General features: G+C 63.6%; 10 protein-coding genes. 6 read left to right on the top strand and 4 right to left on the bottom strand.

Going from position 1 to position 20,758, the window contains the following annotated elements; genetic code table 11:
- Nucleotides 1-270 precede the first annotated feature (270 nt).
- On the top strand, nt 271-2,028 hold the full coding sequence (locus AC3WVQ_RS17910; protein ID WP_034802972.1) for a glucan ABC transporter ATP-binding protein/ permease: 1,758 nt from the start codon (nt 271-273) through the stop codon (nt 2,026-2,028).
- A 154-nt stretch (nt 2,029-2,182) separates the two neighbouring features.
- Nucleotides 2,183-2,815, top strand: a complete 633-nt coding sequence (locus AC3WVQ_RS17915; RefSeq protein ID WP_110818891.1) for a LysE family translocator — start codon at nt 2,183-2,185, stop codon at nt 2,813-2,815.
- Between the two features lie 29 nt (nt 2,816-2,844).
- Here the strand turns inward: AC3WVQ_RS17915 and AC3WVQ_RS17920 are convergent, their stop codons facing one another.
- The 3 genes from AC3WVQ_RS17920 to AC3WVQ_RS17930 all read right to left on the bottom strand — a co-directional run bounded on the left by AC3WVQ_RS17920 (nt 2,845) and on the right by AC3WVQ_RS17930 (nt 14,201).
- Nucleotides 2,845-3,999, bottom strand: coding sequence for an OpgC family protein (locus tag AC3WVQ_RS17920; protein WP_060521488.1), 1,155 nt, complete (start codon nt 3,997-3,999; stop codon nt 2,845-2,847).
- Nucleotides 4,000-4,318: 319 nt separating this feature from the next.
- On the bottom strand, nt 4,319-12,946 hold the full coding sequence (ndvB, locus tag AC3WVQ_RS17925) for a cyclic beta-(1,2)-glucan synthase (protein ID WP_492382887.1): 8,628 nt from the start codon (nt 12,944-12,946) through the stop codon (nt 4,319-4,321).
- A gap of 361 nt (nt 12,947-13,307) precedes the next feature.
- A complete protein-coding gene (locus AC3WVQ_RS17930; RefSeq protein WP_034802979.1) occupies nt 13,308-14,201 on the bottom strand; it encodes a LysR family transcriptional regulator in 894 nt (297 codons plus the stop codon).
- 113 nt (nt 14,202-14,314) lie between these two features.
- Here AC3WVQ_RS17930 and hglS point away from each other — a divergent pair, with 113 nt between their 5' ends.
- From hglS to AC3WVQ_RS17950, 4 genes are all read left to right on the top strand, one after another.
- Nucleotides 14,315-15,715 (top strand): 2-oxoadipate dioxygenase/decarboxylase HglS, encoded by a 1,401-nt coding sequence (gene hglS / locus AC3WVQ_RS17935; protein WP_034802982.1) that lies wholly within the window; start codon nt 14,315-14,317, stop codon nt 15,713-15,715.
- Between the two features lie 10 nt (nt 15,716-15,725).
- Nucleotides 15,726-17,147, top strand: coding sequence for an FAD-binding oxidoreductase (locus AC3WVQ_RS17940; RefSeq protein ID WP_110818889.1), 1,422 nt, complete (start codon nt 15,726-15,728; stop codon nt 17,145-17,147).
- An 89-nt stretch (nt 17,148-17,236) separates the two neighbouring features.
- Nucleotides 17,237-18,769 (top strand): L-piperidine-6-carboxylate dehydrogenase, encoded by a 1,533-nt coding sequence (gene amaB, locus AC3WVQ_RS17945; protein WP_090295209.1) that lies wholly within the window; start codon nt 17,237-17,239, stop codon nt 18,767-18,769.
- A gap of 26 nt (nt 18,770-18,795) precedes the next feature.
- Nucleotides 18,796-20,028: a pyridoxal phosphate-dependent aminotransferase gene (locus AC3WVQ_RS17950; protein WP_034802990.1), complete on the top strand. Its 1,233-nt coding sequence runs from the start codon at nt 18,796-18,798 to the stop codon at nt 20,026-20,028.
- Nucleotides 20,029-20,062: 34 nt separating this feature from the next.
- Here AC3WVQ_RS17950 and AC3WVQ_RS17955 read toward each other — a convergent pair whose 3' ends face one another.
- Nucleotides 20,063-20,611: a cupin domain-containing protein gene (locus AC3WVQ_RS17955; RefSeq protein WP_034802993.1), complete on the bottom strand. Its 549-nt coding sequence runs from the start codon at nt 20,609-20,611 to the stop codon at nt 20,063-20,065.
- Between the last annotated feature and the right edge of the window lie 147 nt (nt 20,612-20,758).

Raw genomic sequence — 20,758 nt, forward strand, 5'->3', positions numbered from 1 at the left:
CGAAATATGCAAGAAATCGGAGTTGGCACGACAGATAGCAGACTATGAATATTCTCGCCAAGCTCACAGACGAGCGAAACGGGAAAACGAGTGGCTGTCCTGCGTCCGGCTACGGCTTCCCATTGCCGCAAAAGACCGTCTCAGCGCGGCCCCGAGTGCTCTAACGGCGCGAGGCTTCAATGCTCGCCATGGGGAACCTCGAGGACGCGGGTGCATCCGCCGCAGAAGGTCTGCGGCGCGTCAAATCCGGTACCCGGAAGGGGTGAGACAGTGTCATTGTTCCAGGTGTATGCAAGAGCGCTCCAGTATCTTGCGGTTCACAAGTTTCGCGTCTCAGCGATCGTGCTTGCCAACGTCGTTCTGGCAGCGATCACAATTGCCGAACCGATCCTGTTCGGTCGTATCATCGACGCCATCTCGTCGAAGGGCGAAGTCACGCCGATGCTGCTCATGTGGGCAGGCCTCGGCGTCTTCAACACCGTCGCCTTCGTGCTCGTCGCCCGCGAGGCCGACCGGCTGGCCCATGGCCGCCGCGCCACGCTCCTGACGGAAGCCTTCGGCCGCATCGTTTCCATGCCGCTTGCCTGGCATAGCCAGCGCGGCACGTCCAACGCCTTGCACACGCTGCTTCGCGCCTGCGAAACCCTCTTCGGTCTCTGGCTCGAATTCATGCGCCAGCATCTGGCGACCGCCGTCGCCCTCGTTCTGCTCGTTCCGACCGCCTTTGCCATGGACGTGCGCCTGTCGCTCGTGCTCGTCGTTCTCGGCGCGCTCTATGTGGTGATCAGCAAGGTGGTCATGAGCCGCACCAAGGAAGGCCAGGCTTCGGTCGAGAACCACTACCACACGGTTTTCTCCCACGTTTCCGACGCGATCAGCAACGTTTCGGTTGTGCACAGCTACAACCGCATCGAGGCTGAAACCCGCGAGCTGAAGAAGTTCACCGAGCGGCTGATCTCGGCCCAGTTCCCGGTACTCGACTGGTGGGCACTCGCAAGCGGGCTGAACCGCGTCGCCTCGACCATCTCTATGATGGCGATCCTCGTGATCGGTACCGTGCTGGTGCAGCGCGGCGAACTCGGCGTCGGCGAAGTCATCGCCTTCATCGGCTTTGCCAACCTGCTGATCGGGCGCCTCGACCAGATGAAAGCCTTCGTCACGCAGATCTTCGAAGCTCGTGCCAAGCTCGAGGACTTCTTCACCCTCGAAGACGCCGTGCGCGAACGCGACGAGCCGGCCGGTGCGACCGAGCTGCCGCCGGTTGTCGGCGAGGTCGAGTTCCGCAACGTCTCCTTCGACTTTGCCAACACGAACCAGGGCGTGCACAACGTCTCGTTCACCGCCAAGGCCGGCCAGACGATCGCCATCGTCGGCCCGACGGGTGCCGGCAAGACGACGCTCGTCAACCTCTTGCAACGCGTCCACGATCCGCGCGACGGCCAGATCCTGATCGACGGCAACGACATCTCGAAGGTAACGCGCAAGTCGCTGCGCCGTTCGATCGCCACCGTCTTCCAGGATGCGGGCCTGATGAACCGCTCGATCTCGGAAAACATCCGGCTTGGCCGTGACGACGCGACGATCGAGGAAGTCATGGCTGCCGCCGAAGCGGCTGCTGCCTGCGACTTCATCGAGGGCCGCACGACCGGTTACGATACGGTCGTCGGCGAGCGCGGCAACCGTCTGTCGGGTGGCGAGCGCCAGCGTGTGGCCATCGCTCGCGCCATCCTCAAGAACGCGCCGATCCTGGTGCTCGACGAGGCGACCAGCGCGCTCGACGTCGAGACCGAGAACCGCGTCAAGGATGCGATCGATGCGCTGCGCAAGAACCGCACGACCTTCATCATCGCCCACCGCCTGTCGACGGTGCGCGAGGCCGACCTGGTGGTCTTCATGGACCAGGGCCGGATCGTCGAGATGGGCGGTTTCAACGAGCTCAGCCAGAGCAACGGCCGCTTTGCAGCCCTGCTCCGCGCCAGCGGCATCCTGACGGACGACGACGTCCGCATGAGCCACACGGCAGCGTAGCGCTCGCCCGACGTCAGGCAAATCGTACATCAAGCCACCCGCGGTCAGCCGCGGGTGGCTTTTCTTTTTGGGCGAGCGCCGCATCGGGAAGTCTTGTCATTCGCCAAATTGTTGGTAGACGGGAATTCCGGCTTCAATTCCAAGGGAATCACCAATGCCGGATATCTCCACCATCGCTCTGTTTGCCGCCGCAAGCCTCGTGCTGACCGCAACGCCCGGCGCTGACATGCTGCTGATTGCGTCTCGCAGCCTCAGCCAGGGCCGTGCCGTCGGGTTTCTCACCTATGCCGGCATCGCGCTTGGCACCTACTGCCATGCGCTCGCGGCAGCGCTCGGCCTCTCGCAGCTCTTCCTCACCGTACCGGTTGCCTATGAGATCGTGCGCTGGGCGGGCTGCGCCTATCTGCTTTATCTCGCCTGGAAGACGGTACGTTCGCATCCCTCGGGCGCGTCCCCGACGTCGACGCTCAAGCGGCTCTCACGCCGGCGGGTCTTCGGCGAGGGACTGATGACGAACCTGCTCAATCCGAAGATGGCGCTGTTCGTGCTGGCCCTGTTTCCCCAGTTCGTGCACCCGAATGGCGGGTCGATGGTCCTGCAGATGCTTCTGCTTGCGACCATCCTGAACGGGATCGGCTTGCTCGTGAACGGCACTGTCATCCTTGTCGGCAGCCATCTGCGCGCAAGGCTTTCCGGCTTCCGGCGTTTCCCGAAACTGCCGCAGTACCTTCTCGCCGGCGTGTTCACGGGGCTTGCCTGCCGCCTGGCACTGGGTTCAAGAACCTGACGCTGACGCACGGTCAAGGGCGGCGTTTGCTACGCCGCCCTTAGCGGTTTGGCAGACGCGATGCCGCGCAGCCATTCGAGATAATAGGCATAGGCAAAGTGCAGGCCGATGCCGGCGAGCACGAAGAGGCTGCCGAAGACCGGGTTCTTCCCTGTCACGAACAGCAGCACCTGGCCGGACATCGCCAGGATCGTGCCGAAGATGAAGATCGGTAGCGAATGACGGCCGACCACCGCCAGCGGATGATCGCGGTCAAGTTTGGCGAGGTTGCTGATCCGAGGCGTCACCGCGATGACGTAGCCGAGCGCCAGCACATGCAGCAATCGCGGCGTGGACAGGAAGGTCTTATCGAAGCCTGTCAGAACGGCCGGAAGACCGAAGGAGAGGTCGATGCTCCAGAACGAGAACAAGACCCAGACGGCGGAAACGGCAAGATAGGCACAGGACAGCATGATCAGCCAGGGCCAGCGCGGCAGCGATCCGCCGTTGCGCACATAGGTCATCATCACCACGCCGATGACGAACAGGAACTGCCAGGACCAGGGATTGAGAAACCAGTAGCCCTCGTCGAGGAAGTTCGACGGCACGAACTTGAAGATGCCCGCGGCGAACCACAGCGCGGCCGAGAGCAGAAGCAGCAGTTTCTTGCTGACGCCGTTCAGCCAGAGGATGCCCGGCAGCAGCAGGAACAGCGCCGCATACATCGACAGGATGTTGTTGTAGCCGAGCTGATGTCCCAAGAGCACCATGGCAACGATGCCCTGCTCCGTCTGTTCCACCATCGGGCGGATGTTGATCTCGCCGATCAGGTCCTGCCTTCCGAAGTAGATCGCGCCGCCGGCAAAGATCGCCAGCGTTACGATGCTCGTCATGATGTGGGCGACGTAAAGCGCCAGGGCCCGGCGCCAGATTTTGAGCGTCATGGCCAGCCGACCGCCGGAGACGAACTTGCCGCCATAGGCGATCCCGACCGAGAGGCCCGAGATTAGGACGAAAGCTTCAGCGGAATCGGAAAAGCCGAAGTTCTTGTGGGTCAGGTATTCGAGATATTGCCCGGGAACGTGATTGACGAAAATCGTCAGGAGACACAGCGCCCTGAACACATCAAGGCGTGTGTCACGCTCCTTCGGAACCAATCGGGCGGACATCGGGTCGACGCCACCCTGAAAAGTCTTTTGCAGCATGCGGTCCGTTTTCCAGGATTTGGCGCCCCTGCCCCATCCCTGTTGAAACGGGTACCGACGTCCCGCCTTTCGCGCGATGCCCGGCACCATGAAGGAGAGCGGGAGGCCATCTGCAGGCGGTTTCCCGCCCGGCACCCCGCTCACGAAATCTGCAGCGACCTTTGCGCGTCTTATCAGACGCGCAAAGGTCGCTGCAGGACTTTGAATTCCTGCGCGACGCTCAGCCGTCGAGGTCGCGCCGCCGGCAAATCCGCAAAGAAAAACCGGCCTTGCCCTTGCGGGAACAAAGCCGGTTTCATCCTGTCTTCAATGCCGGCCGTTACAGCAAAATGCCTTCATGCGCGTTTTTTGTGACACTATTGTTGACGCTGACGATCGGCTCGCCACTTTTCTTGTCGCGTTCGACCGAAATCTTGTGCCGCGCGCCATTGAGCGTCACTTCGGCCGAGTAGCCGTTCCAGGCTGCCGGCAGCACCGGGCGGATGACCAGCCTGTCGCCCTGCCGGCGAATACCGAGGATGCCCTCGACGCCGACACGGTAGAGCCAGCCGGCAGATCCCGTATACCAGGTCCAGCCGCCACGGCCCGCCAGATCGCCTTCGCCGTAGATATCGGCGGCAACGACATAGGGCTCGACGCGATAGTGTTCCGCCGCTTCGCGGTTTTCGGCATGCGAGATCGGATTCAGCATCTGGAAGACCCGCCAGGCCTCTTCCGCCCTGCCCTGTTCGGCAAAGGCCAAGGCTACCCAGGTGGCGGCGTGAGTATATTGCCCGCCATTCTCGCGCACGCCGGGCGGATAGGCCTTGATGTAGCCCGGATCCTGCGACGTCCGCTCGAGCGGCGGTGTGAACAGCCGCACGATGCGCTGGTCGGGGTCGACCAGTTCAGCCATGACCGCGTCCATCGCCTTCAGCGAACGTTGCTCGTCGCCTTCGCCCGAAAGCACGCTCCAGGACTGAGCGATCGAATCGATCCGGCACTCCAGAGCCTCACTCGTGCCAAGCGGCGTGCCATCGTCGTAATAGCCGCGACGGTAGTAGTCGCCATCCCAGCCGGCGGTCGCGAGCGCCTTCTTGAGCGCTTCGAGATGAGCCTCCCAGCGCGTAATGCGCGCCTCGTCCTTGCGCTCGCGCGCGAAGGGCAGGAAGCCACGCAGCGTGCCGGCGAGGAACCAGCCGAGCCAGGTGCTCGTGCCTTGCCCCTTCTCGCCGACCCGGTTCATGCCATCGTTCCAGTCGCCGGCAAGGAACAGTGGCAGGCCGTTCTCACCGGTCCGCTTGATCGCAAGATCGAGTGCACGGGCGCAATGCTCGTAGACGTCGCCGACCTCTTCGGAAATCTCCGGCTTGTAGAAGGCGTCGTGCTGCCCCGCTTCGAGCGCCGGGCCAGTGATGAAGGCAAGCTTCTCGGCAAGGAGATCGGACGTGCCGGTCACCGTGCAATAGCGGGTCACGGCATGGGCGAGCCAGACGACGTCGTCGGAGATCATCGTGCGCACGCCGGCGCCGGTTCCCGGCAGCCACCAATGCTGCACGTCGCCTTCGGTAAACTGGCGGGAGGCAGCGTTGAGGATCTGTGCCCGGGCGAGTTCCGGACGATGGATCAGGAACGCCAGCGTATCCTGCAACTGGTCGCGGAAACCGAAGGCACCGCTTGCCTGATAGAAGGCCGAGCGCGCCATGATGCGGCAGCCGAGGCTCTGATAGGGCAGCCAGTTGTTGATCATGGCGTTGAAGGCCGGATCCGGCGTTTCCACCTTCACGATGTCAGTGAATTCGCGCCAGAACGTCTTGTTCGCCTCAAGCACCGTGTCGAACGCGGTCTCACGCAGTTCGCCGATGATGGCTCGAACCTGATCGTCCGTATCGGTATCGCCGAGGATGAACGTGACCTGCCGTTCGGCACCGGGCTCGATGGAAATGTCCGTTGCGACCACGGCGCAAGGATCGCCGTCGACATCGACGGAGCCCGAAAGATCGGCACCCGAAGTGACCGCCTGCGGCGCCAGAATGCCGCCGATCGCGCCCAGGAACTCCCGGCGGCTGGCAGTGTAGCCGGCCGCATCGCCGCCATCGACGGCGAAGAACGCGGATCGGCCGGCAAAATCGATGCTGTAAGGGTTGGTCGCCACCAGCGCCTCGGCCGTCTCGTCCCATTTCGAAAGGACGAAGGGCGCCGAACGGGCACGGTTGTTGCCAAGCACCCACTCGTTGTAGCCGTAGAGCCTCAACTGCCGCGCCGACGCCGCACGGTTGCGGACAGACACGCGGACGAGCTTGGCCGGCAGGCTGCGATGTACCGTCTGGACGACCTGGATCTCAAGGTCGTCCTGGGTGCTGCGGAAGATCGAATAGCCGAGCCCGTGCGCCGTCTCGAAGACGACGGAACGGCGGCGCGAGAGCGCCGCATAGGGCGTGGCGACCGTGCCGCTTGCCATGTCGCGGATGAAGATGGCTTCGCCCGGCCGGTTGACGACCGTATCATTGGTCCAGGGCGTCAGCTGGTAGTCGCGCGAGTTGCGGCTCCAGGAATAGGCCGCACCCTCGGCCGAGATGTGGAAGCCGAAAGCATCATTGGAGATGACATTGATCCACGGCTGCGGCGTCGCTTCGCCGCCGCGCAGGCGCACGACGTATTCGCGACCGCCATCGGCGAAACCGCCGAAGCCGTTCCAGAAGGAAAGGCCATCGCCCTTGATTTCCGCCGGAGCGGCATCCCCGTTCTCCTGCGGCGCTGCCAGCAGCGGGCCTGAGAACTCGGCGCTCTTTTCGGAGCCTTTCACCGGTGCCGGCGAATAGAGCGAGTTGGCGCGGGCGATCTGGTCGGAGATCGTGCCGTTGCGGGCATGGAAGACCGCGCGCGAGGCCGACAGCAAGGTCGACCACGTCTCCGCCTCCATCAGGTCGCGGCGCACCGAGAAGATGTGCTGGCGCGGACCGTCCGAGAGACCGCGAAGCCTCAGGTTCTCGCACATGGAGTCGAGCGCGTGCTGCATGTCCTGGGCATAGGACGAGGCGCGCTCGTTGATGATCACGAGATCGGCGGTGATGCCGCGGGCGCGCAGGTATTCCTGGGCGCGCAGCGCCTCACGGGCGATGCCGAGATCGCCGTCGTCATTGATGCGCAGGCAGAAGATCGGGTAGTCGCCCGAAATCGCCAGCGGCCAGAGCTTCGACTGAGAATCCAGGCCGGCCTGAACCGTCGCCGAATCGGCGCGCAGATGCATGTCCGGATAGACGAGGTAGCGGCCGAGCATCTGGAAGCTTGCCGCTTCCTGCGAGGTCACGCCGACATGGCGCATCTGCACCTGGCTGCGGGTCCAGGCGTGGATGAGCTCCTGGTTGAAGGTCTCCGGATGGCGGTAGCGGTCGATCGCGCGATCGACCTCCTCGCGGCTCGGGGCGGCGATCGTCCAGAAGACGACGCTGACCTTCTTGCCGGCGGGGACGCGCACGACCCGGCGCAGCGACATGATCGGATCGAGCGTGAAGCCGTCCGTGCCGGAAAGCACCGCATCCGTATCGAAGGCAGCGGCTTCGGCAAGCGTGCGGCCCGGACCGATGAAGCGGCGACGGTCGGTCTCGGCTTCCGTATGGCGGTCGCTGCCGGCATTGTCGGTGACGAGATGCGCCACTTCCATGTCCGGATCGCCGGAGCTGCGCTTGTTGCGGCTGACGCGGATGACATCGCCGCGGCGGCTGATTTCCGTGCGCAGGAACATCTTCGAAAACGCCGGGTGTGCGCTGTCGGCCTCGTCTGTCGAAAGCACAGGCTCGGCATAGGAGGTCACTTCGATGAAGCGGTCCTGGGTGCCGGTGTTGAGCAGCATGACCCGGCGCCCTTCGGCGTCGTGTTCGGTGGCGACGATGCATTCCACCTCGCTGGTGAGATCACCGACGGTCTTGACGAATTCCGCCTTGTCGTCGCCGAAGCGCGTCAGCATCTTCTCACCGGCCGCGCGTCGCGGCTCCGACGTCGCCGACCACCAGTCGCCGGTCGTCGTATCACGCAGGAAGATGAAGGTTCCGGTACGGTCCTCGACCGGATCCGGCTTCCAGCGGGTAACCGACTGGCCGTTCCAGCGGGCGTAACCGGCGCCGTTGGCCGTCAGCATCACCGAGTAGTGGCCGTTGGAGAGGAACACGGTCTCGCGGTCCTGCGAAAGCGGGTTCTCGATGATGCGGACCTCAGGGCGCAGGAGATCGTCCTGGCCCTTGCCGACCGATTCCGGCTCGCGCTTGGCATTCATGATCGGAATGTCGCGCGGCGCCTTTTCCTGCAACAGCAGTTCGGCGGCTTCGATCACCGGATCGGCGTGGAACCACTCGCGCAGGCGGCCGTTGAAGACGACGTTGGCGACAGCCGCGATCGACATGCCATGGTGGTGGGCATAGTAGTTGCGAACCACCGCGCACTTCTGGCCCTCAGGCACGCGCGTCGGCGTGAAGTCGACGGCGTCGTGGTAGCCGTATGCGCCGAGCGCGCCGACCTCGCGGAGACGCCCGAGGTTGGCGAGCGCCGACTTCGGATCGTACATGCAGGCGAGGATCGAGGCGTAGGGCGCGATGACCGCGTTCTGGCCGAGACCACGCTTGAGACCGAGCGTCGGCACACCGAAGTTGGTGTATTGGTAGGTGAGCTCGTGGTCACGCGCGTTGAAGGCGGCTTCCGAGATGCCCCACGGCGTGCCGAGGCGACGGCCGTGGTTGATCTGTTCCTTCACGACCAGATTGTTGGTCTGGTTGAGGATACCACCCTGACGCTCCTGCATGACCAGCGGCGGCATCAGGTATTCGAACATCGAGCCGGACCAGGAGATCAGCGCACCGCGTGCGCCGATCGGCACGATCGGCCGGCCGAGCTTGTACCAGTGCTCCGTCGGAAGATCGCCCTTGGCGATGGCAAACAGGCTGGTGAGACGGGCTTCCGACGCAAGAAGGTCGTAGCAGGCCTCATCGAGCTCGTTGGCGTTGACGCGGAAGCCGATCGACAGCAGGCGCCGCTCCGGACGGAACAGGAAACCGAAATCCATCGAGAAGGCGATGTCGCGTGCCCGGTCCTTCATCACCAGCAGGCGCTGGCGCAGCGATTCGATTGCGCCGAGATCGAAGACGCCATCGGCGATATGGGCTTCGCAGGTGGTGACGAGCGAGTTGGCCCACTTCGTCACTTCGCTGCTTTGCGGCGTGCGCACCTCATGGTCGAGGTTGACGGTGAGCTTGTGCATGTCGCGCGCCAGAACGGCCAGGTTGATCACCCGGATCGAAGCGAACTCGTGTTCGCGCATAATCGCGGCGAGCGCGTTCTGAAAGCCGACGATGCGTTCTTCGATCAGGCGACGCAACGGACGCACCGTCTTGCGGTCGTCGGGCAGGTCGCGCAGCACTTCCTGAAGGATCGCAGCGACGTCGCCGATACCGGTGAGACTGCCCTGGACATGCGCCGACGGCGCTTCGGCCCAGTCGCGACACATCGACGACACGGCGATCAGATGACCGGCCAGATTGCCGCTGTCGACCGACGAAATGTAGCGCGGCTCCATCGTTTCGAGCGTATTCGTCCGGTACCAGTTGAACAGGTGGCCGCGATATTTCGGCATCCGGTCGATGGTGGCGATCGTCTGCTCCAGCCGGTTGATCGTCTCCTCGAAGCCGATCCAGCCGAAATCGCGCGCCGACATGACGGAGAGCAGATAGACGCCGATATTCGTCGGCGACGTCCGCTCGGCGAGAACCGGCTGCGGCGTTTCCTGGAAGTTGTCCGGCGGCAGGAAGTGCTGCTCGGCGGTGACGAAGGTCTCGAAGTATCGCCAGGTGCGGCGCGCGATCAGGCGCATCTCGTCGATCGCCTCATCGGAAACGACAAGCTGGTCTTCGGTTTCGGCCGACTGGCTGACGAACCAGGCAACGGCTGGAGACAGGGCCCACAGCAGCGCAAAGGGAATGCCGATGAAGGGCAGGCCGGTGTCGGAAATCGCCGCAAGGGCCAGCGAGATCGCCGACAGCGCCGGCGCAACCCACATGGCGCGGTAATAGTCGCCAATGGTGCCGTGGCCGGCGCTCTGCACCTGCGCGGCCGTGCGCCATTCCAGCATCAGTTTGCCGCTGACGAACGTGCGGTAGAGCGAACGCACGATGGCGTCGCCCATCATCGCCGCGTTGTGGGCGATGAAGACGATGCGCAGCGCGACCTGCGCGTTGGCGGCACGGACTTCGTTCAAGACCGCATGCAGGTGCGCTCGGGCAACGATGTCGTTGCGGCGCGGCAGGAGGCCGTTGATCAGCGACAGCGTCGGCGCCACGAACAGGCTGAAGATCAGCACGATCTGCCAGATCAGCGCTTCGGTCGGCTCCATGTAGTACCAGCCCATGACCGAGGCGACGAGCCAGGCAAGCGGGATCAGCGAGCGGCGCAGGTTGTCGTACATCTTCCAGCGTCCGAGCACCGACAGCCCGTTCGACAGATTGAAGATATAGGGCAGCAGCTGCCAGTCGCCGCGCGCCCAGCGATGCTGGCGCGACATTTCCACCTCGTAGCGGGTCGGGAAGTCCTCGACGAGTTCGACGTCGGTCACCAGCGCGCAACGCACGTAGGAGCCTTCGAGCAGGTCGTGGCTGAGAACGGCGTTTTCCTGGATGCGCCCCTTCAGCGCCGCCTCGAAGGCGTCGACATGATAGAGGCCCTTGCCGGTGAAGCTGCCTTCGCCGGCAATGTCCTGATAGACGTCCGAAACGGTGAAGACGTAAGGGTCGATGCCGCGGTTGGAGGAGAAGATGCGCTGGAAGGCGGAGGCTTCGCTGCCCGTCGTCAGCGACGGCGTGACGCGCGGCTGCAGCAGGCTGTAGCCGGCGATCACGTTCTGCGTCTTCGGATCGACAACCGGACGGTTGATCGGATGGTACATCTTGCCGACGAGCTTCGTCACCGCATCGCGCATCAGGCGCGTGTCGGAATCGAGCGTCATCACGTACTGAACGTTGTCCGGCACCGTGTTGGCGCCCTGCAGGAACGAGGTGTCGCGGTCACCGCGCAAGAGCATGTTCAGCTCGTGCAGCTTGCCGCGCTTGCGCTCCCAGCCCATCCACACGCCTTCCTGCTCGTTATACAGGCGGCGGCGATGCAGCAGGTAGAATCGGGTCTTGCCGTCATAGGCATAACGCGCCGAGAGCTGAGCGATCTCGCGCTTGGCATAATCGAGCACATCGGCGTCGGTGCTCGATTCCTCGTCCTTGCTGTCAGCCCAGTCGCTGACCAGTGCAAAGTAGATCTCACCGCGCGGGTTGGCGAGATAGTGAACCTCGAGATTGCGCACCAGTTCGTCGACGTGATCGCGCTTGGAAATCAGGCACGGCACCGCAACGAGCGTGCGGGCGTCCTCGGGGATCCCGTCGAGGAACTCGTAGCCGACCAGCCGCGACGGTTTGACGAACAGCGTCACCAGCGTGTTGAACAGGCCCATCGCGCCTTCCGAGGCCGGCAGCGCGAAGAGCAGCAGCATGATCAGCTTCGCGCCACTCGGGATCGCCATCGGGCTGACGAAGGAGTAGACGGCGATCATCGCCAGGATGGTCAGAAGGATGTTCGGCCCGGCGATCGCAAACCAATCGAGCCTGCGGCTGAGGCGAATGATGGTCTGCAGCACCGACGGCCGGTAGCTGATCTTCTTTTCCAGAAGCTTGCGTTGCTTGCCGACGAGGAAGGATCCGACATTCGGCTGCTGCAGCGGCGCTTCCGTCTCGGCCGCGACTTCCGCCTCGCGCACCATCTGGATGGCGATTTGCGTCACTTCGAATTCGCTGTGCCCCGAACGGCGCGCCAGCTTTTCGATCGTGTCGCGGTACTTGTTGCGCGACCCGAAATCGAGCGCCGCATAATCGGAGCCTTCACGCAGCGCCGCATCGATCTTGCTGACGCTTTCGAACCAGACGGCCCAGTCGGTGTCGTCGATCTCACGCAGGCTGCGGATGATGTTGCTCATCGTCGCATTGCCGGACGACAGGCGGTTCTGCTCGGCGACCAGCGCGCTTTCGACGTCGCTGCCGCGCTTCTCGAGCTGATCCTCGATCCAGCCGATCACGGCGCCTGAGGTCTGCGACCCGTCACGCATGCGGTAGAGCAGCTGCGCGACGAAGGTGTTGTCGGCCGCCAGCGCTTCCGATTCCGCAAGCAGCGTGCGCGACTTTTCCGGATCGCTGAGGCGAATGATCTGGTCGGCGACGTCGTTTGCCTTGCGCCGCATGCCGCGCGAGCGTTCGACGCGGATGGCAATCCGCCGCAAATTTTCGATCAGCACGAAGCGCAGGATCGACGGCAAGGCCCAGAGTTCGCCGATCTTGAAGGTCTCGTGCTTCTGGAAGCCCTCGACCATCGCCGTGATGCTTTCGCGCGTCACCGTGCTGTGGGTGTGGGCAGCGTAGAGCCAGGCGAGCGCCATGGTGCGCGGGATCACCGTGCCCGAAACCGAAATCGTCGGGAGCTGGCGATAGAACCGGCGCGGGAAATCGCGCCGCACTTCCTGGATCGCCTCTTCGACGACGTGATGGTTGTCGAGCAGCCATTCGGCGGCCGGCGTGATCGTTGCCCCGGCCTCGACGTCCGCGGCCGTCGCCCGGTAGACGCGCAGGATCTCGTTCTCGTTCTCGCGATGCCGCGGACGGAACTCGAACGGGAAGAAGCCCGGCAGCGAGGAGACACCCTTTGCCGCGAGATCCTCGCCGCATTGCCGGAGGTCCTCCATCGAAAAGAAGGTGGAGCGGATCGAATCGTTGTAATCGATCTGCTTCGCTTCCGGTTCGCGCGGTGAGGTGGGCGGCGTAGTTTGGAGCTGCATGGGTACGGGTTCTGAATCCAACCGGGGTTGATCGGCCCGGCCCTCGTCGGGGTGCCGGGTTGGCTGCGGTCCTGAGAAATCAGGCTGAGCCGGCGCGTTGCTAGACACGGTCATGTGTCCTCCCATCCACCGTCATTTCCCGGGAAACCGGGATCTGGCGGTAACAGGCACCGCCCTCGACTGGGCATCGGAGATCGCAAAGCCGGCGGCGCATTGGTTTTCAAGGCCGCGGTGATGCATGAAAATGGCATTTTTTAGCCGTGGTGCCAACAGCTTGCAAGGATTGCTCATACAAGATCGGACGTTTTGCGCACAGCCGAATCAAGCCGGAACCGGCCGCTGTGCGCGCCCCCAGTGACACTTCGATACAACTCTTTCAAATGCCCTCTTTCAAGCTTCATCGCGGGTGGCAGACGAGGCGAAACGTGATGGGGCGAGGAAGGTTCCCACGAATTTTCGACAAAAGCACCGCAGGTCAGCCCACCTGCTCGGTGATCCACTCGCGAAACGCCAGGCTGATCGGGTTTTCGAGCTTGCCCTCGGGCACGGCGAGGTAATAGCTGTTTTCCGTCTGCATCGGCCGGTCGAGCACGATCTGCAGCGTGCCGGCGGCAATTTCCTGCTCGATCAGGTAGCGTGGCAAAAGAGCAAAGCCGAGCCCGGCGGTCGCCGCCTCGATCACCATGGAAAACTGATCGAAACGGTTGCCGCGATAAGCGCCGCGCCCGTCCATGTCGTTGGCCTCGAACCATTGCGCCCAGAGTTTTGGCCTTGTGGCGAGATGGAGCATCGGCCCCGTGACGATATCTTCAGGGGAGGCAACCGGATGGGTTGCCAGCATGGCGGGACTTGCGGCGGGCACGATGATCTCACTGCAGAGATAGCTGCAGGTGGCGCGCGCCCAGACCGGCTGCCCGTAATGGATAGCCAGATCGAAATTCTGCTCCTCGAAATCGAACGGCGCAGAGCGCGAGGCGATGTTGATCACCGTGTCCGGATGGCGCTTGAGGAAATCGGGGAGACGTGGCACCAGCCAGCGGCTGCCGAAAGTCGGCAATGACGCGATCGAGAGCGTTGAATCCGCCCGGGCAGACGCCATCGCCCGTACCATCAGTTCCTCGGTCTGGTTGAGCAGGCGGCGCACCTCCGGCAGAAACTTCTGCCCGGCATCCGACAGGATCACACGCTGGCGCACACGCTCGAACAGGAGCACCCCGAGCTGGTTTTCGAGATCCTTAATCTGGCGACTGACGGCGCTCTGCGTGAGGTTCAGTTCGGCTGCGGCCTGCGTGAAGCTGCCGTGTCGCGCGGCGCATTCGAACGCCTGCAGCGTCGTCACGTCGGGAACCAGTCTTCGGCTCAACTTCATTCCGCCCTCGCATCAACATAGTCAGAAGCAACGCGATCAATGGCCAGTTCGATCGGATATGATCCGAAATGAGAATGACCTTGTCCTTCACCCATAGCGCGAGGCGAGCCCCAGTGAAAGAGAATAGTTTCGTATCCGCCGACGACATCCGCTCGGCCTTTTCCGCAGCCATGTCGGTCATGTACCGCGAAGAGGTGCCGGCCTACGGCACGCTGATGGAGCTGGTCGCCAAGGTCAACGACGATACGCTCGCCGCCGACCCCAAGCTGAAGGAGCGCCTCGACGCGACGGACTCGCTCGACCGCATCTCCGAGGAGCGCCACGGCGCGATTCGGCTCGGCACCCCCGCCGAACTCGCTATGATGCGCCGCGTCTTCGCCGTCATGGGCATGTACCCGGTCGGCTACTACGATCTCTCGACCGCTGGCGTTCCCGTGCATTCGACCGCCTTCCGCCCGGTCGGCGACGCCGCGTTGAAGCGTAATCCGTTCCGCGTCTTCACCTCGCTGCTCCGTCTCGACCTCATCGCCGACGAAACGCTGCGTGCCGAAGCCGAAGTTATTCTGGCCGCGCGCCAGATCTTCACCGCCGGCGCCGTCGAACTCACGGAAAAGGCCGAGCGCGACGGCGGTCTCGACAAGGTGGATGCAGAGCGCTTCGTCTCGGAAGTGCTCGAAACATTTCGTTGGCACGACAAGGCCAATGTCAGCCCCGACATGTACAAGCGCCTGCATGACGCCCATCGCCTGATCGCCGACGTCGTCTCCTTCAAGGGCCCCCACATCAACCACCTGACGCCGCGCACGCTCGACATCGACAAGGTGCAGGCGCTGATGCCGGAATACGCGATTGCCCCGAAGGCCGTCGTCGAGGGCCCGCCGACCCGCAAGTGCCCGATCCTGTTGCGCCAGACCTCGTTCAAGGCGCTCGAAGAGCCGGTTTCCTTCAAGGATGCCGACGGCACCTGGAAGGAAGGCTCGCACACCGCCCGCTTCGGCGAGATCGAACAGCGCGGCATCGCGCTGACACCCAAGGGCCGCGCGCTTTACGACGAACTGCTCGACGCCTCGCGCAAGATCGTCCGCCCGGCGGCCGACGGTTCCAACGCGCGCGAATACGAAGCGGCACTTGCCGGGGCTTTCGAGCCTTTCCCGGACACCTGGGCAGGCATCCGCGAAGCCGGGCTCGGCTACTTCAGCTATTCGCTGACGGAAAAAGGCCGCAAGGCCGGCGTCTCCAGCAAGCACGACATCGAAGCGTTGATCGCCGCTGGCCTCGTCCAGTTCGACGCGATCGTCTATGAAGACTTCCTGCCGGTCAGCGCCGCTGGCATCTTCCAGTCGAACCTCGGCGACGGGGCGCAGCAGGATTTCGTCGCCAGCCCGAACCAGAAGCGCTTCGAGGCCGATCTCGGTGCGACCGTGCTCAACGAGTTCGATCACTATGCCGGTATCGAGCAGGCTTCGATCGAAAGCTGCATTCAGGCCTTGACCGGCGCCATCGCTGCGGAATGATGCTTCCCTGATGATCGACCAACTGCACATCGACGCGCTCACCGACATCCTTGGAGACAAGGGTGTCGTCACGCGTCCGGAAGACCTGGAAGCCTACGAGACCGGCGCGCGCTATGATCGCGGCCGGACGCCGCTCGTGCTGCGGCCGGCGACGACCGAAGAGGTTTCCGCCGCTGTCGCCTATTGCGTCACCAACGGCATCGCGCTGATCCCGCAGTCCGGCAACACCGGCCTCGTCTCCGGCTCGACGCCGGATCAGTCGGGCGACGAAGCCATCCTCAGCCTCGACCGGCTGGCAAAACGCTTCGAACTCGACCTCGACAACCGCTCGGTTCGGCTCGATGCCGGCTTCCGGCTGTCCGATCTCAACCGGCGGCTGGAAGAGCACGGCCTGTTCTTCCCGATCGATCTCGGCGCCGACCCGCGCATCGGCGGCATGATCGCCACCAATACCGGCGGCTCACGCTTCCTGAAATACGGCGACGTGCGCCGAAACACGCTCGGCCTCAAGGTGGTGCTGGCCGACGCGGACGGCACCGTGCTCGACCTGCAATGCGACTTGCGCAAGAACAACACCGGCGTTGACTGGAAGCAGATCTTCGTCGGCACCTCGGGCGCCTTCGGCATCGTCACCGAATGCGTGCTCAACCTCGAGCGCCTGCCGCAGCAGACGGCAACGGCACTGCTGGTTCCGGCGAGCGGCGCCCATGTGATGCCGCTGCTGCGCGCCATGGAAGAACGCCTCGGCGCCTACCTTTCGGCCTTCGAGGGCATGTCGAGCAATGCCGTCAAGGCAGCCTTTGCCCACGTGCCGTCGCTGAAAAACCCGTTCCAGGCTGGCCAAGTCCCTGACTACGTCATCCTCGCCGAGATCAGCCGCACCTGGGCACCGCGCGAAGGCGAACAGTCGCTCGACGCCGTGCTGGAAACGGCGCTGGCCGAAATCTGGGAGATGGACGAGGCACCGCTCGCCGACGCCTTCGTCGGTCCGCCGCACGAAATCTGGGCCCTACGCCACGCGCTGTCTGAGGGCGTCAAGCACCTGGGCAAGCTGATCGCCTTCGATGTCTCCTTCCGCCGGGGTGACATCATGGCCTTCTGCGACCATATGAAGGCCGAAATGCCCTCGAAATTCCCCGACGTGACCGTCTGCGATTTCGGCCATATCGGCGACGGTGGCGTGCACTTCAACCTCGTCGTGCCGAAGAACAGCGACCTTCTCAAGGACGAGACTTTCGAACCCCGGCTACGCGAATGGGTTTTCGCCGTCGCCGTCGAGGAATATCACGGCAGCTTCAGCGCGGAACATGCGATCGGCCGCCGCAATCAGGCCTATTACGACTTTTATACACCAGACAAACTCAAGGACATGGCCGCGGGCCTGAAGACGCTGACCTCGCCAGGAAAGCTCGGCAGTGTGCGTTTCGGATAGGCCAGAGCGGAATGAGGAAAGTGTGTGCGGTCTTCCGCCGACATTTCGCTCCAACGAATGATCTAAACCAATAAAACGGGAGTCAGACCATGAACATCGCAACCAAGAAAGTCGACGTGACCAAGGAAGCCGCCGCGCTTCTCGAAAAGATGGGCGTCGCCAAGGAACTCTACACCGGCGGCGACATGCCTTCCTATAGCCCGGTCACCGGCGAGAAGATCGCGGCCCTCAAGACGGTTTCGGCCGCTGAAGCCGCCGCCAAGATCGACCAGGCGCATGAAGCCTTCAAGGCCTGGCGCCTGGTTCCCGCCCCGAAGCGCGGCGAACTGATCCGCCTGCTCGGCGAAGAACTGCGCGCCTTCAAGGCCGACCTCGGCCGCCTGGTTTCGATCGAAGCCGGCAAGATCACCTCCGAAGGCCTCGGCGAAGTCCAGGAAATGATCGACATCTGCGATTTCGCAGTCGGCCTTTCCCGCCAGCTCTACGGTCTGACGATCGCCACCGAGCGTCCCGGCCACCGCATGATGGAAACCTGGCACCCGCTCGGCGTCGTCGGCGTCATTTCCGCCTTCAACTTCCCGGTCGCCGTCTGGTCGTGGAACACCGCACTGGCGCTCGTCTGCGGCAACTCCGTCGTCTGGAAGCCGTCTGAAAAGACCCCGCTCACGGCGCTTGCCTCGCAGGCGATCTTCGAGCGCGCGCTCGCCCGCTTTGGCGATGCGCCGGCAGGCCTGTCGCAGGTCCTGATCGGTGACCGCACCGTCGGTGAAGTTCTCGTCGACAACCCCAAGGTTCCGCTCGTATCGGCCACCGGCTCGACGCGCATGGGCCGCGACGTCGGTCCGCGCCTCGCCAAGCGCTTCGCCCGCGCCATCCTCGAGCTCGGCGGCAACAATGCCGGCATCGTCTGCCCGTCGGCCGATCTCGACATGGCGCTGCGCGCCATCGCCTTCGGCGCCATGGGCACCGCCGGCCAGCGTTGCACCACCATGCGCCGCCTGTTCGTGCATGAAAGCGTCTACGACCAGCTCGTTCCGCGCCTGAAGAAGGCCTACGGTTCGGTCTCTGTCGGTAACCCGCTCGAAACCACCGCCCTCGTCGGCCCGCTCGTCGACAAGGCTGCCTTCGACGGCATGCAGAAGGCAATCGCCGAAGCCAAGTCGCATGGCGGCACCGTCACTGGCGGCGAGCGCGTCGAGCTCGGTTATGACAACGGCTACTACGCCAAGCCCGCTCTCGTCGAAATGCCCAAGCAGGCCGGACCGGTTCTCGAAGAAACCTTCGCGCCGATCCTCTACGTCATGAAGTACAGCGACTTCGACGCCGTCGTTGCCGATCACAATGCAGTCGCAGCCGGCCTGTCGTCCTCGATCTTCACCCGCGACATGCAGGAATCCGAGCGCTTCCTCGCCGTCGATGGCTCGGATTGCGGTATCGCCAACGTCAACATCGGCACCTCGGGCGCCGAAATCGGTGGCGCCTTCGGCGGTGAGAAGGAAACCGGCGGCGGCCGCGAATCCGGTTCGGACTCGTGGAAGGCCTACATGCGTCGCGCCACGAACACGGTGAACTATTCGAAGGCTCTGCCGCTGGCGCAGGGCGTGTCGTTCGACATCGAATAATCGGCGCACCCAGGTAGGTAGAGACCATGACCATCAACGCAACGGTCAAGGAGGCGGGCTTTGAGCCCGCCTCGCGGATCTCCTCGATCGGAGTGTCCGAAATCCTCAAGATCGGCGCCCGCGCGCAGGCCATGAAGCGCGAAGGCAAGCCGGTCATCATCCTCGGTGCGGGCGAGCCGGATTTCGACACACCCGACTTCGTCAAGGACGCCGCCTGCGAGGCGATCAAGCGCGGAGACACCAAGTACACCGCCCTCGACGGCACGCCGGAACTGAAGAAGGCGATCCGCGAAAAGTTCCAGCGTGAAAACGGCCTTGCCTACGAGCAGGACGAGATCACGGTTTCGACCGGCGCCAAGCAGATCCTGTTCAACGCCATGATGGCGTCGATCAATCCGGGCGACGAGGTTGTCATCCCGACGCCCTACTGGACCTCCTATTCGGATATCGTCCAGATCTGCGAAGGCAAGCCGGTTCTGATCCCCTGCGACGCCTCCTCCGGCTTCCGGCTGACCGCCGACAAGCTCGAGGCCGCAATCACGCCGAAGACGCGCTGGGTGCTTTTGAACTCGCCTTCGAACCCGTCGGGTGCCGCCTACAGCGCGAGCGACTACCGGCCGCTGCTCGACGTGCTCCTCAAGCATCCGCATGTGTGGCTGCTGGTCGACGACATGTACGAGCACATCGTCTATGACGGCTTCCGCTTCGTCACCCCGGCCCAGCTCGAGCCCCGCCTCAAGGACCGCACGCTCACGGTCAACGGCGTTTCCAAGGCCTATGCCATGACCGGCTGGCGCATCGGCTATGCCGGCGGTCCGCGCGACCTGATCAAGGCGATGGCTGTTGTCCAGAGCCAGGCGACCTCCTGCCCCTCCTCCGTCAGCCAGGCCGCTTCGGTTGCCGCGCTGACTGGTCCGCAGGAGTTCCTGAAGGAACGGACCGCCAGCTTCCAGCGCCGCCGCGATCTCGTCGTTACCGGCCTCAATGCCATCGACGGCCTCGATTGCCGCGTCCCGGAAGGTGCCTTCTACACCTTCTCCGGCTGCGCCGGCATGCTCGGCAAGGTCACGCCCTCGGGCAAGGCAATCGCAACGGATACGGACTTCTGCGCCTACCTCCTCGACGACGCCCACGTCGCCGTTGTTCCGGGCTCGGCCTTCGGTCTCTCGCCGTTCTTCCGCATTTCCTATGCGACCTCGGAAGCGGAACTGAAGGAAGCGCTCAAACGCATCGCCGACGCCTGCGCTCGGCTTTCTTGACGAACTCCGGACGGCGCCTCGGCGCCGTCCGCTCCTAGAACGTCGGCGGCGTACAGGCGCTGATCACTTCGCAAGGCACCGGCCCGACGCAGCGGAAACGATGCGGCCGCCGGCTTTCAAAATAATAGGCATCCCCCGGTCCCAGGATCCGCCGCTCATCGTCGACGGTGACCTCGATGCGGCCCGACAATACGATGCCCCCTTCCTCGCCGTCATGCACCAGCGGCACTTTCCCGGTATCGGCGCCCGGCTGATAGACCTCTTTCAGGATCTGCAGGCTGCGGCCGAAGAGGTTTTCGCCGATCTGGCGATAGGAAATCGGCCCCTTGCCGATCTCGACCAGTTCCTCCGCCGCATAGAACGCCTTGCGCGGTCGTTCCGGCTCGAAGGAGAAGAATTCCGCAAGCCCGATTGGAATGCCGTCGAGAATACGCTTCAGCGCACCGACGGAAGGATTGGAGGCGTTCGACTCGATCAGCGAGATCGTCGAATTGGTGACGCCGGCGCGCTTGGCCAGTTCGCGCTGCGACAGATTATGCATCAGGCGGAGATGACGAAGCCGGCTTCCGATATCGACGGTCATATGATCCGAGCCCTTGGTGTTCAGGTTGTTCGAAATAGCGCAAACATACTACAACGGTACAGTAAATTCCAATGACTTAACTGAAAGCAGAAAAGGACTTGTTTGGCAAATCAAATCATGGCGTCAATCGCCGAACTCAGGAGGATG

The organism is Ensifer sp. EB106-05-01-XG146 (assembly GCF_058791875.1).

What these genes read in the sequence shown, in the direction of transcription:
- AC3WVQ_RS17915 (WP_110818891.1), top strand. Translation starts at nt 2,183, where the DNA reads ATGCCGGATATCTCCACCATCGCTCTGTTTGCCGCCGCAAGCCTCGTG.
- AC3WVQ_RS17920 (WP_060521488.1), bottom strand. Translation starts at nt 3,999, where the DNA reads ATGCTGCAAAAGACTTTTCAGGGTGGCGTCGACCCGATGTCCGCCCGA.
- ndvB (WP_492382887.1), bottom strand. Translation starts at nt 12,946, where the DNA reads ATGACCGTGTCTAGCAACGCGCCGGCTCAGCCTGATTTCTCAGGACCG.
- AC3WVQ_RS17930 (WP_034802979.1), bottom strand. Translation starts at nt 14,201, where the DNA reads ATGAAGTTGAGCCGAAGACTGGTTCCCGACGTGACGACGCTGCAGGCG.
- AC3WVQ_RS17940 (WP_110818889.1), top strand. Translation starts at nt 15,726, where the DNA reads ATGATCGACCAACTGCACATCGACGCGCTCACCGACATCCTTGGAGAC.
- amaB (WP_090295209.1), top strand. Translation starts at nt 17,237, where the DNA reads ATGAACATCGCAACCAAGAAAGTCGACGTGACCAAGGAAGCCGCCGCG.
- AC3WVQ_RS17950 (WP_034802990.1), top strand. Translation starts at nt 18,796, where the DNA reads ATGACCATCAACGCAACGGTCAAGGAGGCGGGCTTTGAGCCCGCCTCG.
- AC3WVQ_RS17955 (WP_034802993.1), bottom strand. Translation starts at nt 20,611, where the DNA reads ATGACCGTCGATATCGGAAGCCGGCTTCGTCATCTCCGCCTGATGCAT.